Genomic DNA, 16211 nt, shown 5'->3' with positions numbered 1-16211 from the left:
TTTCTCTTGGGGTGGAGGCTTGTCAGTCGAAGGCGTAGGTGAAGTCCGCGTCCTTCACGTCGAGCGCGACCCGGCGGATCTCGCCGCCCGAGGCCAGCCGCTGCAGGTACTCGACCGAGATCGTCGGCAGCACGGTGTTGGTCAGGATCGCGTCGATCACGCGCCCGCCCGACTCCGGGTCCTGGCAGCGCGCGACCACTTGGTCGACCACCGCGTCGCTGTACTCGAAAGGCACGCCGTGGTTGGTTTCCACGCGCTTCTTGATGCGGCCCAGCTGCAGCCGCACGATCTTCTTCATCATCTCGGGCGACAGCGGGTAGTAGGGAATGGTGACGATGCGGCCCAGCAGCGCGGGCGGGAACACCTTCATCAGCGGCGCCTTCAGCGCATCGGCCAGCGCGTTGGGGTCGGGCAGCAGCTCGGGGTCGCGGCACATGCTCATCACCAGCTCGCTGCCGGCGTTGGTGGTCAGCAGGATGATGGTGTTCTTGAAGTCGATCATCCGGCCCTCGCCGTCTTCCATCCAGCCCTTGTCGAAGACCTGGAAGAAGATCTCGTGCACGTCGGGGTGGGCCTTCTCCACCTCGTCGAGCAGCACCACGCTGTACGGGCGGCGACGCACCGCCTCGGTCAGGATGCCGCCCTCGCCGTAGCCCACGTAGCCCGGAGGCGCGCCCTTGAGCGTGGAGACGGTGTGCGCCTCCTGGAACTCGCTCATGTTGATGGTGATGATGTTCTGCTCGCCGCCGTACAGCGCCTCGGCCAGCGCGAGCGCGGTCTCGGTCTTGCCCACGCCGGAGGTGCCGCACAGCATGAACACGCCGATGGGCTTCTGCGGGTTGTCCAGCCGCGCGCGCGAGGTCTGGATGCGCCGCGCGATCATCTCCAGGCCGTGCTTCTGTCCGATCACGCGCTGGTTGAGCGTGTCGGCGAGCTTGAGCACCGCCTCCACCTCGTTCTTGACCATGCGGCCGACGGGAATGCCGGTCCAGTCGGCAACAACCGAGGCCACGGCCTGCTCGTCGACCGAAGGCAGGATCAGCGGCGACTCGCCCTGCACCGCGTGGATCTTCGCCTGCAGCTCGTGCAGTTCGGCCAGCAGCGCGGCACGGTCGGGTGCGGCTTCGGCGGCGGCAGCGGGTGCGGTCGCATCGGCATTGGCGGCAGCGGGCGTATCCACCGGCTTGTTGCCCGCGCGCAGCTTGCTTCGCAGCTCCAGCAGCCGGTCGACCAGCCCCTTCTCTTCCTGCCAGCGGGCGTTGAGCGCATCGAGCTGCACCTTCGATTCGGCCAGCAGCGCGGCCACCTGCGCGGCGCGCCTGGTCACGTCGATGCCGATGGCCTCTTCGCGCCCGATGATCTCCTGCTCCACCGTCAGCCCCTCGATGCGGCGCATGCAGTCTTCCACCTCGGGCGGCGTCGCGTGCTGCGACACGGCCACGCGCGCGCAGGCGGTGTCGAGCAGGCTCACGGCCTTGTCGGGCAGCTGGCGCGCGGGAATGTAGCGATGGCTCAGCTTCACGGCCGCCTCGATGGCCTCGTCGAGCAACTGCACGCGGTGGTGCTTCTCGAGCACGCTGGCCACGCCGCGCAGCATGAGGATGGCCTTGGTCTCGTCGGGCTCCGGCACCTGCACCACCTGGAAGCGGCGGGTGAGCGCCGGGTCCTTCTCGATGTACTTCTTGTACTCGGCCCAGGTGGTGGCGCCGATGGTGCGCAGGTTGCCGCGCGCGAGTGCGGGCTTCAGCAGGTTGGCCGCATCGCCGGTGCCGGCCGCGCCGCCCGCGCCCACCAGCGTGTGGATCTCGTCGATGAAAAGGATGATGGGCGTGGGCGAGCTCTGCACCTCGTCGATCACCTGGCGCAGGCGCTGCTCGAACTCGCCCTTCATGCTCGCGCCGGCCTGCAGCAGGCCGATGTCCAGCGTGAGCAGCTTCACGTCCTTCAGCTGCGGCGGCACGTCGCCGCGCGCCAGGCGCTGCGCGAAGCCTTCGACCACGGCCGTCTTGCCGACACCGGCCTCGCCGGTGAGCAGCGGGTTGTTCTGGCGGCGGCGCATGAGGATGTCGACGATCTGGCGGATCTCCTCGTCGCGGCCCGTCACCGGGTCCATCTCGCCCTTCTTCGCCTTCTCGGTGAGGTCGACCGCGAACTTCTTCAGCGCATCGCCCTTGCCCATGGCGGCCGGCGCCATCGCGCCGGAGTCCTCGCCGGGCGCGCCGCTGCCCATGCCCGTGCCGTCCTGCGCACGCATCTGCGCCTCGGGCGAGGCATCGCAGATCTTCGCGAAGTTGTCGGCCAGGTCCTCGACCTTGACCTTCTCGAATTGCTTCGACAGGCCGAACAGGGGGTTGCGCAGGCTCTGCGTCTTCAGCATGCCCACCAGCAGGTAGCCGGTGCGCACCTGCGCCTCGCCGAACTGCAACGTGGCGTAGGTCCATGCGCGCTCGATGGCGTTCTCGATGTGCGGCGAGAAGTCGCTGATGGCGGTGGCGCCCCGCGGCAGGCGGTCGAGCGCGGTGGTCATGTCCTTGGCGATGACCGACACGTCGAGGCCGTAGTGCTGGATCACGCGGTGCAGGTCGGAGTCCTGCGCCTGCAGCAGCTGCGCGAACCAGTGCTCCAGCTCCACGTACGGATTGCCCCGCATCTTGCAGAACACGGTGGCGCCTTCGATGGCCTTGTAGGCCAGCGAGTTGAGCTTGCCGAAAAGGGCGGTGCGGCTGATTTCACTCATGAGGGACTCCGTATCTCTTCTGAACGAATGAAGGTGGGCTTGTTGAAAGACTGGCTGCCGATGCGCACGTCGGCCGCGTCGCGCGAGCGCGGGCGCTGGCCGAGCCACGACACCCAGCCGAGGCGGGGCGCGCTGCCCTTCGCGTCGCCAAGTCGCGTGAGCGGCACCTGCGCCTTCTCGAGCACGAGTTCTGCGTCCCACTCGAGCTCGTCGCCGAGCAGCTGCTGCATCCAGCGCTGCAGCACGGGGCGGGCATCGCCGATGGGCAGGAACATGCGGTACTGCTCGAGCGTGAGCGGGCCTAGATGCAGGCGCACGCGGTGCTGGCGGTCCCACGCCCGGGTGCCGAGCATGGCGCCCATGCCCATCGATCGCGAACTCTCTCCCTGCCCCAGCCGCGTGAGTTCGCCGGCGGGCAGGCTCATCCAGTGGCCGACCCAGCGCTCCAGCTTCACCGGCACGCCGAAGTAGCAGCACAGCACCGACTCCACGCTCTCCACGTTGTGCACGCGTCGCGCGAGCCAGCCCGAGAAGTGCAGCCGCGCGTCGTCATGGATCTCGTCGCGCTCCACGCGGCCCGGCGCGCCGATGCCCACCAGCGCGCCGATCTGCAGGCGGAAGCGGTCCTCGCCCGGCCGGTCCAGCGCCACGGCCGGACGCGACTGCGCCCACGCGCGGTAGAAGTGCAGCGAGAAGCGGTGCGAAAAACTGTCGAGAAAGGCCAGCCAGGTCGGGTCGCCGTGGTTCAGGCTGCGCTCGCGGATGAAGTCGCTCAGGTGCACCGGCAGCGGCCCGTTGGGGCCGATGTAGCCGAAGAACTGCTGGCGCAGGCGCGGCGGCGAATGCACGGTGGCGGGCTCGAAGCGGCTGAAGCTCGCGGGCGCGAACGAGAGCGAAGGCTCCTGCCCCACGCGCACCGGCTCGGCACCGGGCAGCAGCGCGCGGCCCCAGCGCGGCGTGGTCTTCGCGACCGACTCCAGCCGGCGCATCACCGCGAAGTAGTCGAAGGCCCAGGGCTCGGCCGACCAGCCGCGCAGCGCGGCATCGACGCGGGCCTGCACGGTGCCCGCGCCCTGCCCGGGCGCGCGGGCAGCGCTGGCCGAGTTGCCGGTCACAGGATCTGCCGCGTCCCGCACAGCGGCCTCCAGCGCATGGTCTCGCCCTTGCCCGCGATGCGCAGCACGGTCTCGACGAAATGGTTCACCTCCACGTGGCGCGAGAGAAAGCGCGCCAGCACGGCACCGAAGAGGAAGCTGCTGTGGCCGTGGAAGGCATCCTTGTCGACTTCCAGCGTCACCTCCAGCCCGCGGCCGAAGGCGATCGGCCCCTTCAGCGGCAGGCGACGCGCCACCGGCTTGCACTTCACCGAAAGCAGCCCGCGCACCTGGCCCTGGCGCATCTCGTCGGCATGCACCGCGTAGAGCATCAGCGTCTCGCGCAGCGCGGCCGCGCCCTGCTCCGGCGTGCTGTCGGACAACGACAGGTAGTTGAGCGCGAGATGGTCGACCACGCGCCAGCCCAGCCCCTGGCTCACCACCGGCGACACCGGCCGCGAGGGACCGCGCACCATGCGCACGCGCTGCACAGGGAAGGAGTCGACGCAGTCGAAGTCGTTCTCGCGGCCCAGCGGCATCAAGAGGGGCAGGTCGCGGTTGGTGCACATCGCGGTCACCGCCAGCTGCCGCAGCGTGGCCGCGTAAGGCGCCTGCTGCGGATCGACGATCTGCATGTAGACCTCGGAGCCGATGTGGCTGCTGCGGTTGCCCTCGGTGCGCTGGCGCACCGACAGCATGCGCGGCTCGCGCGTGACCGTGAAGTAGGCCGGATGGCTCATCCGGCTGCCGTGGAAGGCCGAGTAGAAGGGCCGGAACGGCTGCTCGGCCGCCGCCGCGTCGGCGCCCGGCGTGCCGTGGCCGATGACCTCGGTCACGGTGTGCACCTCGAAGTCCTGCGGCCGCGTGCGGTCGGGCACCAGGTGGAACTGGCTCACGCCCTCGTTCAGCGGCACGCGGTCGAGCCGCTTGCTGAAGAGGTTCACCGCGGGCACGCAGTGCAGCAGCACGTTGTCGGCGCTCACGAGCTTTTCGAGAGCCGCGTCGCCGCGCGAGAACAGCAGCACGATCTCGACCTCGCCCACCGGCATCTGGGCCAGCAGCGCCTTCAGCCCGCCGATGCGCACGAACTGGAAGCGCTGGGGAAAGGCGAAGTACTCCTGCAGCAGCCTGAAGCCCGAGAAGCCGGTGGCCGTGACGGGCAGCAGCGCCTCGTCGTCCTCGAAGCCGACCGCACCGATGGCGCTCGGCGGCAGGCTGCGCGGCGTGCCCTGCAGGGCGCCGCCCGGCCCAAGCGGCCGCACCAGCACGCCGATGGGCTGGCCCAGCGCGCATTCGTGCAGCTGCCAGGCCACGTCTTCCGCGCCGCCGAAGTGCAGCACGAGATCGTCGAGCGCGATCTGGCTGAAGTCCAGCCCGGCCGTGGCGCGCAGCACGATGCGCAGGCCGCCGCGGATCGCGCGCGACTGCGGATGCGTGTTCAGCGGGAGGTCGGGCGCGTAGGTGAAGTACTGCGCGCGCTGCAACTCGACGGGCCAGATGCGCAATGCGCTGGCTGTGCGGAACTCGCAGTGCGTGTTCTGCCCCACCGCCTGCCGCGCGCGCAGGCCGCTGCCGCGCGGCAAGCTCGGGCCGGTGGCGAGGTTGGCGTCGTCGGGATCCGGCGCGAACGACACCACCACCATCGCCGGCGTCGGCGCGAGGAAGTGCGGATAGACGATGTCGAGCAGGTGCCCGGTGAAGCGCGGGTATTCGGCGTCGAGCTTCAGGCCCACGCGCGCCGAGAGGAATGCGGTGGCCTCGATGAGCCGCTCCACGTACGGATCGGCGACCTCCTGGCCTTCGATGCCAAGTCGATGCGCAATCTTTGGAAATGCGCGTGCGAACTCTGAAGAGCTTTCGCGGAAGTAGCGCAGTTCCTGTTCGTACAGACTCAGCAGCCTGGGGTCCATGGCGGACTCATCTCGGGTTTTGCGCCATGTCCACTATCTCGATGCGACCTTCTTCCAGGTCTACGCGGCTTCGCATCAGGAACTCCAGCGGCACGGGCTGCGCCCACAGCATGCCGCGGATCTGCAGGCCGATGCTGTTGTGCGAGTCAAGTGCCGGGCCCTCCATGATGAGTTCGACTTCGAGTGTTCGGGACAGGATGCGTGGCTCGAACTGCAGGATTGCGTTCTTCAAAGCCTGTTCCATGCTGACACGCTGCACCGACGAGGTGAACTGGCCAGACAGCATAGGCAATCCGTAGTTGATGACCGAACGCGCCGCGTTGGGGTACTGCCTGTCGTCCATCGAGAGGCCGTAGCCGGTGGCGTTGAAGAGCCAGCCCAGGTCGCGCAGCACGGCCTGGCGCAGCGCCTGCTTGGTCAGCGTGCGCTTGTCGTCGCTCTCGCGCTTCTCGTCGGGCGCGTTGTCGACGAGGCGGTCGAGCAGCGAGGGCTGCAGCCGCTCCTGCGCGGTGAGCTCAGCCATCGACGGCACCTTCGGCCGGCGCCTGCTCCTCGGCTTCGGCCGGCGTGAAGAGGATCTCGCGCACGTCCATCAGCGCGTACTCATTGCCGTCGCTGCTGCTGAGCACGCGCTGGCCGAAGCCCGCCCAGACCTCCGGGCGCAGCTCGCGCCACTCGGTCTTGCGTGCCAGGCGCAGCTCGCCGTCTTCCTGCTTCTCGGTGCCTTCGTAGCGCGTGGGAATGAGCGCGAGCGTCTCGCCGCCGTTCTCGAACTGCAGGTGCGCGGGCATCCATACGCAGTCGCGCAGGTCCTCGGGCGGCTCGATCTTGATGTGCGCGAGGCGCGCGTACGGAATCCAGTAGTACTTGCCGTTGACGAAGGCCTCGAGCACAGGGCCCAGCCGCATGTCGGCGTCAGAGAGCCATTCGAAGGGCTTGCCGTCGACGGTGCCGCCAATGGCGGGGGCGCCGTCGAAGGCGCGCTGGCGCAGGTCTTCCGCCAGCTCGCTCTCGCCGCGGCCCTGGCGCAGCAGCGACTCGATGAGCAGCGCCAGCCACTCGTCGGGCTGGCCGAAGATCATCGGCGTGCGCGTGCCGGCGAACACTTCGGCGCGCAGGCCCTCGCAGCGCACGGCCTCGCCGTAGACCTGCTTCATGGGCACGGCCAGCGCGTCGAGCTCGGCGGCCACGGTGAGCTGGTTGAGCGCGCGCTCCCACTGCCCCAGCACGCACAGCAGCTGCGCCATGAACACGCGGTGCTTGCTGTCGGAAGGCTTGGCGCGCACGTCGTCGCTCAGGGCCTTGAGGGCTGCAGCGGGGTCGGCGGCCTTGAGGAATTCGGCGGCGGTGGTCATGGTGTGCGGCTCCTTGTGGCTGGACTGAGTGCGCGGCTCATGCGCGCGTGAACTGGCATTCGCGCACCGCGCCGCGCAGGCCGGTGGTCTTCTGCGGCGCCGAGCGCACCTTCACCGTGCGGTAGCTGATGGAGATCAGCTCCGAGGGCACGCCCCAGTGGCCGCCCGAGCTCAGCACCAGCCGGCAGATGCGCGCGTTCTCCAGCACCAGCTCGAAGGTCGACTGCGCATCGGGCGAGCGCTCGTCGCCGCCGGACTTGAAGGCGCTGATCATCACCTTCAGGTCTTTCTCCTGCGCGCGCAGCAGGCTGGCGATGGTGGCGGTGGCGGCGTCGCTGCGGCGCGCGACGATCAGGTTGTTGGGCACCACCTGGTTCTGGCTGGAAGACTCGGGCACCTGCACCGACCAGTAGTAGCCGCCGATGTTCAGCCGCGCCTTGCCGTCGTCGAAGCTGCGCTCCAGCTCGCCTTCGACCGGCGCGCCCTTGTTCTCGATCAGCATGACCAGGTCGGTCTCGGACGAGCCGGTGCCGATCAGTTCGTAGAACTGGCGGGCGTCTTCAGGGCTCCAGGAGCCGTCGTCTAGGAATGCCATTTCTCACCTCCGGAAATCGATGGAACAGGAACAAAAAAAAAGAAAAAGGGAAACTGGAACCGTCATGGCCTGGCCCCCGCGTCCGCCGTGCCGCTCCTGCGCAGCAGGGCCGTGAACACCTGGCGCTCGGCGCTCTCGGCCGGCGGCTGTCCGCCGCGCACGCGCACTTCCGACACGTCGGCCTGCGCATAGCCCACGCCGAAGAGGCGCGGCGCGCTGTAGGGCGTGGCGGGCACGGCCATGACCAGCAGGCGCGCGTCGCCCGCCGCATCGAGCCAGGGCAGGTCGAAGCGCTTCACCGAGGGCTGCTCGGGCGTGCCCCGCTTGAAGCGGTTGGTTTCGCCGGACTCGTCGGGATAGACCGGCTGCAGGTTGCCTCGAGCATCGATGCCCGCGATGACGAGGTCGAGCGAACGGCCGCTGGTGTTGCGCACGTTCAGGCGCACCCGCTCGCCGGCGCGCGTCGCGGGCAGCCCGTTGGCGGCCTGGGAAACGGGCACGCTGCGCAGCATGCGCTCGCCGCTCCACACCTCCAGCGCAGCGTCGAAGCCGTCGAGCTGGCCGTCCTTGCCGTAGCCCTGCAGTTGAGAGAGCCACTTCAGCTGCGCCAATGCCTGCAGGCGGCGGCGCAGCGCGGCGGTGTCGGGCAGCACCACGGTGGAGACGTTCGCGCCGAAGAGCGGCGCGAGCAGTTCGAGGCGCTGGCCCGAGGCGCCGAGGTCGGTCCAGCGCACGTCGGCCGTGGCCGTGTCGTCCGCCGCGCGAATCGCGGCCGGGTAGTCGAGGCTCAGGCCAATTGGCAGCGGCTTTTCGGCGCGCACGCGCAACGCGGTGGCGGCCGGCTCGGCCATCGGCGTGACGCTCCAGAAGGCGCTGCCCGGCACGTCCTTCAGCGCTGCCGGCACGGCCAGCCATGCGTTGCCGAGCTTGATCTGCGACACGGCGGCCGGCGCGCCGCGCACGGTGCCGTCGTCCAGCGTGGCGAGCACGCGCAGCTCCTGCTGCTGCGCGAGTCCGTCGAGCAGGCCCGCCTTGATGGCCAGGCTGTCGCCACTGCGCTGCGCGCGCCACACGGGGCGCGTGGATGCGGGAGCGCCGCTGTTGGCGAACAGCGGCGCATCGAGGTTGCCTTCGGCCACCGGGGACGGCAGCTCGCGTGTCGGAAAACGCTGGGCAAGTTCGTCGATGACGGGCGGGTACAGCGCGAGCACGCCATCGAACAATTCCCGCCAGGTGGCGGGTTTTCGCGAAAGGGCTTCGACCATCGCCCATGTCAGCAGGCCCTGCGGCCTCGCGTTTCGCGCCTTGCGCGGCAGCCGCAGCTCGGGCGTGATCTGGTGGCTTTCCGATGCGAAGAAGGCGACGTAGCGGGCACGCGGAACGGCTTCGGCCGGCGCGGGTGGCGCCGGCTGCCGGGCGGGCGGCGCGCCGCCCGTGAGCTGCGTGGCGCGCAGTCCGCGCCAGCGCACCTCGTCGTCGGGCGGGCCTTCGGCGGTGGCGGGTGCGTCCGCCGTGCCGCGCGTCATGGAGTTGGCGGAGCAGGTGTCGAACACCGAGGCCACGAACACGTTCTTCGCGAGGAAGGACTGGATCCACGCATCGAAATCCACGTCGCGCAGGTCGCCCGCGAGCGCGTTGTCGCTGCCCAGCGTGCCGCGCACGTCGCGCGCGAGGAAGTTCTCCGAGAGCCCGTCGGGCTCCTGGTAGCGCTTGACGATGTCGCGCAGCCGAGTGCCGTGGCCCGAGAAATACAGCAGCACGAAGTCGCCGCTCCTCGACTGCGCGAGCAGCTTCGCCAGCGCCTCGTGGATGGCCTGCGACTCGGGCAGCGCCGCGCCGCTCACGCCGTCGGCGAGCACGGCGATGTCGGGCGCGGCAAAGCCCTGCCTGAGCAGCGCGTCGCGCATCAGCATCACGTCGTTGCGCGGCGCCTGCAGCCACAGCGCCTGCGGCTGGTTGACGAGTTCGGATACGCCGACAAGCAGCGCGCGTTGCGTGGCGAGGGCAAGGCTGCAGCAGGCCAGCAGCCACAGCACCAGCAGCACCTGAAGAAAGCGCAGCTGCGTGAGGCCCCTGCCCTTGGGCCGCAGGTGCGGATACAGGCGGGCGGCATGCGCGGTCATGGCCGCCGCTCGCTGGCCGGCCCGGCCGATTCCACCAGCGGCGAGGCCGCGAGCACTGCCAGCGCCTCGACGGGCTCCGGCACGCGCAAGTGCCATGCGCCATCGCCGCCCGGCCCGCCCACCACGTCGGCCGAGATCGACTGCAGCAGCCTGTCGGCCTCGTCCATGCGCACGCCGGGCTTCCAGCGCACGACGAGGTCTGCGCGCGTGGGCGCCGGTGCGGTGGGCACGGCGCGGAAGCGCACTTCGTCGTCCTCCGGCGCGCCACGGCCGCCGATGAGCCCGACGTTCTGGACCACCACGACCAGCGCCAGCACGGCAAAGGCCGGGCGCGCCCAGCCTTCGGCGCCGAACCAGCGGCGGATGCTGCCCCACCAGCCGCCCTCGGGGCCGGGCTGCGGCCGCGCGCGCGATGGGGATGAAGAAAGAGAAGAAGAAGAAGGGGCGGCCTCGTCGCTCTGCGGCCGCGTCAGCGCGGCGCCAAGTTCCAGGCCCACGTCGCGGTACAGATCCTGGTAGTCGGTGCGCGGGTCTTCCGGCCCGAGCGGCGTGCCCGACAGCACCGAGAAGACGCCGCCGCCCACGCCGCGCAGCGCGATGCGCCCCGGCTGCGGCGCGATGGCCAACGCGGTGCGCGCGGCCCACTCGTCGTGCACCGCGCGGATGGCCGCGAGCCGCGTGGCGGAGACTTCGCCCAGCACGCGCGCGCAGAGCTGCGGGCTGGGTTCGAGCGTGAGCACGTTCCACGTCTGGACGACACCGAACATCGGCTCGAAGGGCTCGTCCTCGGGCTCGAGCAGCACGTCGAATGCACCGGCCCAGTCGGCCTCGCCGACGGCCATCCACCCCTGCCAGAGGTCGTCGTGGATGCAGCGGTCTAGCAGCACGCCGAGCAGCCGCCCGCTGTAGACCACGCTGACGAGGCGGCCCGGCGCCCAGCGGGCCGGGAAGGCTCGCTGGGCGACAGCCTCGCGGCGCCGGGCCAATTCGGTGAGAGGCATCAACAGGTCGGACGCGGCAACGACGGGCGTGGCCGGCGTTCCTGGCGGTGATCCGGGCATGGCCACGGTGGCCGTGCCGGGCTCGCCTTCGGGCCCGGTGTCCGGCATCGCGGCCGCGCCGGTCGTTTCCAGCGCGTGGCGTATCACGCTGAGCGGGGGCCAGAGGTCGTGGGTCATGGCGTCTGTTCCTGAATGGCTATGTCTTCAGGCGTAAGACGCTTCAGCACCGAGGATTTTGAAAACCTGCAGGATCGCCGCCATGTTGTCGGGCTCGATGGCGATGCCCAGCGTCTGCTGGAGCCAGCCGCCGAGCCGGGTCCTGGCGTAGTCCGCCGTGAGCCCTTCGCGCTTGTGCACCAGGCCCAGCCGGCCCGCGCGGTAGTGATAGGAAGCGATGGCGTGGCGGGAGGCGATGCCCGAGAGCCCGCCTTCGGCCTCCTTGCCGAAGCCCTCGCACAGCAGCAGGCGCTCGGGCTCGGGCAGCCCCGCGATGAACTCGCGCGCGGCCTGCTGCACCGCCTGCATGCTCAGGCCGTGCTCGGCCAGGCAGCCTTCGAGGTCCTCGTCGGCGCCGATCTCGTCTTCCAGCTGCGCCTCGGTGATCTGGTCGCCGATGGAGAGCTTGCGGCGGAAGGAACTGGCGCGCGTGCAGTCGATGAGATAGCGGCGGAAATACGCGCACAGCGCGAAGGCAGTGGATGGTGCGCTGTGGCCCGCGCGTTCGTCGGCCTCGTCGGGGTCGGCGTCGAGCCGCAGCACCTTCACGTAGATGAACTGCGCCACCAGCTCCTGCCGGCCCTCGCCCAGCACCTGCAGCTCGGGCGGATTGCAGGCCACCAGCGCGTCGCCGACGATGCGGTACATGGCGCCCATCTCGCCCGGGGACAGCGTCTGGCGCCGTCGCCAAAGGCGAACGAGTTCACTGCTTTCCGCGGACGACAGCGTCTCGATCATTGGCTCACCCCCAGGCTGCGCGCACTTCGTGTCGCTTCGCCCACCCCCTTGCAGGGGGCAACACCGGCGGCCCGGCAAAGCCGGTTCCGCGGTGTTCCCCGAACGGGCCCCGCTTCGCGGGCCGGCGGGATGGCCATGGGCCCGGGGTCTCGCATCTCTCGATCCTTCAGTCGTCGACGCAGGTGCCCTCCGAAGGCACCAGGCACTGCGGCAGGTTCGCGCCCACCGGCCCGCCGCGCGTGCGGATGGCCGAGGACGTGGCCGCCTGCGCCACGGCGAGGCCGCGCGGCAGCAAGATCCAGAGCTGGCCGCGCTCCTTCATGCGGCGCGCGTTGGTCGCGGCCTGCTGGCCGTTGCCGAAGAAGTAGTCGGCCCGCACCGCGCCACGGATGGCGCCGCCGGTGTCCTGCGCGATGGTCAGGCGCTGCATCGGCGCGCCGCTGCCGGGCGTGCGCGTGGAAACGAACACCGGGTAGCCCAGCGGCGTGCTGCGCGGATCGACCGCAATGGAGCGCCCCGCCGACAGCGGCACGCCGAAGGCGCCCACCGGTCCGCCCACCGGCGATGGCGACTCCTTGAAGAACACGTAGCTCGGGTCCTTGATGCCCGAGCCCGTCACCGCGCCACCCGTCGGCCGCCGACCCGGCACCACCACCGGGCCGCTGGCCACCGGTCGTGCCAGCGTGAAGCCACGCGTGCGGATGGTGCCGTTGGCCACGGCCCCGGTGTCGCTGTCGTCGTCGTCGCCGTCGTCCAGCTGCAGTTCGATGGACGAGCCGCGCACCTTCACCGGACTGCGCGGCTTGCCGTTGGCGGCCTGCGCCAGCGTCGGACGGAAGGGCTGGCCGTTCTGCTCGGCGTAGGCCACGCGCACGATGTCGCCGTTGGCCATGCGGATGCGGCCCGAGCCCTGGATCTGCATCTCGTACAGCGCGGTGGCGCTGCTCACGAACGCAAGCACCTTGGCGTTGGGCGCACCCTTGGTCTCGATCTCTTCGCGCGTGTAGTACGGCAGCAGCTGCTTGCCCTCGACGCGCAGGCGCACCTTGCGGTCCAGCGTGTCGCGCGAGATGCCCGAAAGGTCCAGCGCATAGAGACCCGGCGCGCCCATGTCGCGCGTGCTCAGGCCCGTCTGCACCACCACGTTGCGGCCTTCCACGCGGGCCGCCACCGTGCCGTTGCCCGGCGGCAGCTTGCGCGCGTCGGCAAAGAGCATGTCTTCTGGCTGGCCGTACACCGGATAGATGAAGGGCGCGCCGTACTGGCGCGCGCCCGCGATCTCCGGCTCGAAGTAGCCGGTGACCACGCCGTCGGGGCGGCGGTCGTCGTCGCGGATCTGGTAGGCCGAGAACTCGCCCTCGAAGAAGCCCCGGATCGCGTTGTTGTTCTTGCTGTCGACCTTCAGCGCGCGGTCGCACACCGATTTCCATTCGGCGCCGCGGCCGTTGAGCACCTTGCAGCTGCCGAGAAAGGCAGGCCAGCTCTCCGAGAAATCGTCGCGCGACCAGCCCGGCACCGAGTCGAAGCTCACCGATGTGTAGGTGGCCAGCTGCGTCGAGAAAGTGCGGGCCTGGCCGGCCACGCTGGCGCCGGTGGGCGCCGGGCGCGAGGCGGCGGTGCTGCTCGCGCTGGTGTCGGCCGTGGCTGCGCCGGTGTCCGTGGCGGCCGGCGGCGGCGTGGTGCAGCCTGCCAGCACGGCGATGGCGGCGCCGGTTGCGAGAGCGCTCCAGCCGGTCTCCGGCCTTCTGCGTGCCTGGAGTTGCTGCTTCTGCTGCGGTTGCGATGCGGTCATCATGAAAGCCTCCTTGTCCTGAGAGTCACGGCCCGTAGGCCGACGCTCTGCAGACGATTACTTCTCGACGATTTTGAAATTGCCGACGCCGTAGACGTCGTTGCACGGGGTGTTGGGCGCGCACACCGGCTTGCCCAGGAGAGGCGACGGACCGGTGCCGCGCGTGGCCTCCAGCGCGGCCAGCACGGGCAGCGGGAACACCGGGAACACGCCGTCGTTCTGCACGCCGGCGGCGCTGAAGTCGCGCTCGTGCTCGCTCACCAGCACCGCGAACTGGTCGGTGCCGGCCGGCCCGCCCGCGTCCATCGGCCACGAGGCGCGCGGCAGCGAGAGCGTGCCGCCCGCGGTGATCTTGTTGTACTTGTCCAGCAGGTTCGGGAAGAGCAGGAACATCTCGCCGCCGCTGGACAGCAGGAACACGTACACGAACCCCTCCCGCTTGCTGCGGACCTCGAAGGCGAGCCGGTCCTTGCCGATGGCGACCTCGGCTTTCTTCGGCGTGGCCGTCACGTCGAAGCCGGGCGTCGCGCCGGTGGCGAGCGACTGCAGCGACTCGGCCGGCGTGCGCGGCGCCGGAGGAGGAGGCGGTGGTGGTGGAGGCGGCGGGGGCGGTGGGGCCTCAGCGACCTTGGTGTCGGGCGGCGGAGCCGGCGTGGTGCTGACGACCTGCTTGTCGTCTGCACCGCCGCGCCCCTGGAACCACCACCAGCCACCACCGGCTGCTGCCGCGAGCACGGCGATGGAAGCGAGGGCGACGGCGGTCTTGTTGCCGCCGCCACTTCCTGCCCCCTTGTTGCCCGTCGGAGCGGGCGCGGGCGCAGGCGCCTTCGCACCGCCGCCTGCCTTGCCTGCGATGACCGTGGCGGCGTCCGCATTCGTGCCCATCGACGTGCGCGCGCCGGACGACGAAGGCGGCTGCGTGCGCGGCACCGGCGCGATGCTGTGCCCCACTTCCAGGTCGAGCGCCGAGCGCAGTTCCGCCATCGACTGCGGCCGCTGCTCGGGCCGCACGCCCAGCCCCGCGTCGATCGCCTCCAGCAGCCGCGGGCTGTAGCGCTTGCGCAGGATCTCGTTGCCCGCGAGCGGCACATAGCTGTCGGACAGCAGCCGCGCCACCGAAGGCGGCGGCGCGCGGCCGCACACCGCCACGTGCATCACCGCCGCGAGCGCGTACACGTCGGTCCACGCGCCCTGCGACATGTCGGGCATCTCGGCGTACTGCTCGATCGGCGCGTAGCCGGGCTTCAGGATGACCGTGATCGCCTGCGTCTTGTCGGTGATCACGCGGCGCGCGGCGCCGAAGTCCAGCACCACCGGGCGGCCCGAGCCTTCGAGCAGGATGATGTTGTCGGGGGCGATGTCGCGGTGATAGCAGTTGGCGTTGTGCATCACAGCCAGCGCCTGCGTGACGCCGTCCATGATGCGGATCAGCCAGGACTCGTCCACGCCGGCGGGGATCGACACCAGGGCCTCACGCAGCGTCTCGCCCCTGTAGAAGGGCATGACCATGTAGGTGGTGCCCTTTTCCTGCCAGAAGCGGTAGACCTTGAGTAACGACGGGTGGTCGAACTGGGCGAGCAGGCGGGCTTCGTTGATGAAGCTGCGCATGCCGAGGTCGAAGGTTTCGCGGTGCTTCTCCGACAGCGGGATGACCGTGCCGTCCTGCTGCCTCGCCGAGAGCGATGTCGGGAGGTACTCCTTGATCGCCACCACGCGCTCCAGCGTGTGATCCCAGGCTTCGTAGACGACTCCGAAGCCGCCCTGGCCTATGACTCTTGTGATCTCGAATTCTGCGAGGCGGCTGCCTACGGGGAGGAGGCCGGCTTCCGTTGCGCCGGTGGCGGGGCTTGTTACGGGGTTTGTGCCGGACATGCTCGTGGGGGCACCTGCCGTGATTACCGTGGCGGAGGTGTCGCCTGTCGTCGTGGGCTGCGATGGCGGAGTTGACTTGGGGACTACGCGGGTGCGGTCGTCTTCGTTGGAGTCGGTCATTGACTGGCTCCTTCTTTGAGGGTGCTGATGGTTTGTTTCCCGAGGCCGGGTCTCGGCCCGGCGGCCGACCTACTTTTCTTTGCTTCGCCAAAGAAAAGTAGGCAAAAGAAAGGCGACCCCACTGTCTGCGACCCCTTCGCTGCGCTACGGGGCAACCTGCGGTGCTCGCGTTTCGCGGGGTCTCGCCCAAACTCGCTTCGCTCAGACAAGGGCGAGCCCTGATCCGCGAAACGCTGCGCTCCTCGGCGCAGCCAGAGGGGATTGCAAACCTGCGGGCCATCGCTGCGCTCGGCTGCGGGTGCCCAGCAGGCGCTTTGCGCCTGCTGGGCTTGGAATGGGCCGTTGGGGTTGCTCAGGCCATGGGAACGAAAGGCACCGCCGAGCAAAGCGAAGGCCCGAGGAGTCTGTTCAGAAGCCGAGCGAAGCGATGGCGCGGATCGCTCCCTTCTGGCTGTGCCGAGGAGCGCAGGCGCAGGAGGGATCAGGGCCGCAGCTGTTTGAGCGAAGCGAGTTCTGCGGACCCCCTCCTGCGCCGAGCACCGCAGGTTGCCCGTAGCGAAGCGAAGGGACACAGACAGCAGGGTCGCCTTTTCTTTGCCTACTTTCTTTTGGCGAAGCAAAAGAAAGTAGGTCGCCCGCCGGGGCGAGACCCGGCCTC

General features: G+C 69.9%; 11 protein-coding genes. All 11 read right to left on the bottom strand.

All coding sequences use genetic code 11. The features are described 5' to 3' along the window. Positions 1–22: 22 nt before the first annotated feature. The gene (gene tssH / locus ABL843_RS03330; RefSeq protein ID WP_418118966.1) at positions 23–2737 is read right to left on the bottom strand and encodes a type VI secretion system ATPase TssH; all 2715 of its coding nucleotides are present in this window, start codon (positions 2735–2737) and stop codon (positions 23–25) included. Then, the gene (gene tssG / locus ABL843_RS03325) at positions 2734–3852 is read right to left on the bottom strand and encodes a type VI secretion system baseplate subunit TssG (protein ID WP_418118965.1); all 1119 of its coding nucleotides are present in this window, start codon (positions 3850–3852) and stop codon (positions 2734–2736) included. The genes tssH and tssG overlap by 4 nt, the downstream gene beginning before the upstream one ends. Beyond that, positions 3849–5741, bottom strand: coding sequence for a type VI secretion system baseplate subunit TssF (gene tssF / locus ABL843_RS03320; RefSeq protein WP_418118964.1), 1893 nt, complete (start codon positions 5739–5741; stop codon positions 3849–3851). Before tssF ends, tssG begins: the two co-directional genes overlap by 4 nt. 7 nt (positions 5742–5748) lie before the next feature. Continuing rightward, positions 5749–6264 (bottom strand): type VI secretion system baseplate subunit TssE, encoded by a 516-nt coding sequence (gene tssE, locus ABL843_RS03315; RefSeq protein ID WP_126025725.1) that lies wholly within the window; start codon positions 6262–6264, stop codon positions 5749–5751. Continuing rightward, positions 6257–7096, bottom strand: a complete 840-nt coding sequence (locus ABL843_RS03310; RefSeq protein ID WP_418118963.1) for a type VI secretion system accessory protein TagJ — start codon at positions 7094–7096, stop codon at positions 6257–6259. Before ABL843_RS03310 ends, tssE begins: the two co-directional genes overlap by 8 nt. A 37-nt stretch (positions 7097–7133) precedes the next feature. Beyond that, on the bottom strand, positions 7134–7691 hold the full coding sequence (locus ABL843_RS03305) for a type VI secretion system tube protein Hcp (protein ID WP_126025723.1): 558 nt from the start codon (positions 7689–7691) through the stop codon (positions 7134–7136). A gap of 62 nt (positions 7692–7753) precedes the next feature. Then, entirely contained in the window at positions 7754–9814 is a 2061-nt protein-coding gene (locus tag ABL843_RS03300) for a caspase family protein (RefSeq protein WP_418118962.1), read from the bottom strand. After that, a complete protein-coding gene (locus ABL843_RS03295; protein ID WP_418118961.1) occupies positions 9811–10992 on the bottom strand; it encodes a hypothetical protein in 1182 nt (393 codons plus the stop codon). The genes ABL843_RS03300 and ABL843_RS03295 overlap by 4 nt, the downstream gene beginning before the upstream one ends. Positions 10993–11019: 27 nt before the next feature. Further along, complete coding sequence (locus ABL843_RS03290) at positions 11020–11769, bottom strand: hypothetical protein (RefSeq protein ID WP_126025720.1); 750 nt, start codon at positions 11767–11769, stop codon at positions 11020–11022. Positions 11770–11935: 166 nt separating this feature from the next. Then, positions 11936–13564, bottom strand: a complete 1629-nt coding sequence (locus tag ABL843_RS03285) for a murein transglycosylase A (protein ID WP_418118960.1) — start codon at positions 13562–13564, stop codon at positions 11936–11938. Positions 13565–13618: 54 nt separating this feature from the next. Continuing rightward, positions 13619–15553, bottom strand: coding sequence for a protein kinase domain-containing protein (locus ABL843_RS03280; RefSeq protein WP_418118959.1), 1935 nt, complete (start codon positions 15551–15553; stop codon positions 13619–13621). Between the last annotated feature and the right edge of the window lie 658 nt (positions 15554–16211).

Origin of the sequence: Variovorax sp. 350MFTsu5.1 (genome assembly GCF_048302515.1) — a bacterium.
GTDB classification, from domain to species: domain Bacteria; phylum Pseudomonadota; class Gammaproteobacteria; order Burkholderiales; family Burkholderiaceae_C; genus Variovorax; species Variovorax guangxiensis.
Note: the sequence above shows the minus strand (reverse complement) of the source record. Positions and strands in the feature narration are given on the sequence as shown.

What these genes read in the sequence shown, in the direction of transcription:
- tssE (WP_126025725.1), bottom strand. Translation starts at nt 6,264, where the DNA reads ATGGCTGAGCTCACCGCGCAGGAGCGGCTGCAGCCCTCGCTGCTCGAC.
- ABL843_RS03290 (WP_126025720.1), bottom strand. Translation starts at nt 11,769, where the DNA reads ATGATCGAGACGCTGTCGTCCGCGGAAAGCAGTGAACTCGTTCGCCTT.
- ABL843_RS03310 (WP_418118963.1), bottom strand. Translation starts at nt 7,096, where the DNA reads ATGACCACCGCCGCCGAATTCCTCAAGGCCGCCGACCCCGCTGCAGCC.
- ABL843_RS03285 (WP_418118960.1), bottom strand. Translation starts at nt 13,564, where the DNA reads ATGATGACCGCATCGCAACCGCAGCAGAAGCAGCAACTCCAGGCACGC.
- ABL843_RS03280 (WP_418118959.1), bottom strand. Translation starts at nt 15,553, where the DNA reads ATGACCGACTCCAACGAAGACGACCGCACCCGCGTAGTCCCCAAGTCA.
- tssH (WP_418118966.1), bottom strand. Translation starts at nt 2,737, where the DNA reads ATGAGTGAAATCAGCCGCACCGCCCTTTTCGGCAAGCTCAACTCGCTG.
- ABL843_RS03305 (WP_126025723.1), bottom strand. Translation starts at nt 7,691, where the DNA reads ATGGCATTCCTAGACGACGGCTCCTGGAGCCCTGAAGACGCCCGCCAG.
- ABL843_RS03300 (WP_418118962.1), bottom strand. Translation starts at nt 9,814, where the DNA reads ATGACCGCGCATGCCGCCCGCCTGTATCCGCACCTGCGGCCCAAGGGC.
- ABL843_RS03295 (WP_418118961.1), bottom strand. Translation starts at nt 10,992, where the DNA reads ATGACCCACGACCTCTGGCCCCCGCTCAGCGTGATACGCCACGCGCTG.
- tssF (WP_418118964.1), bottom strand. Translation starts at nt 5,741, where the DNA reads ATGGACCCCAGGCTGCTGAGTCTGTACGAACAGGAACTGCGCTACTTC.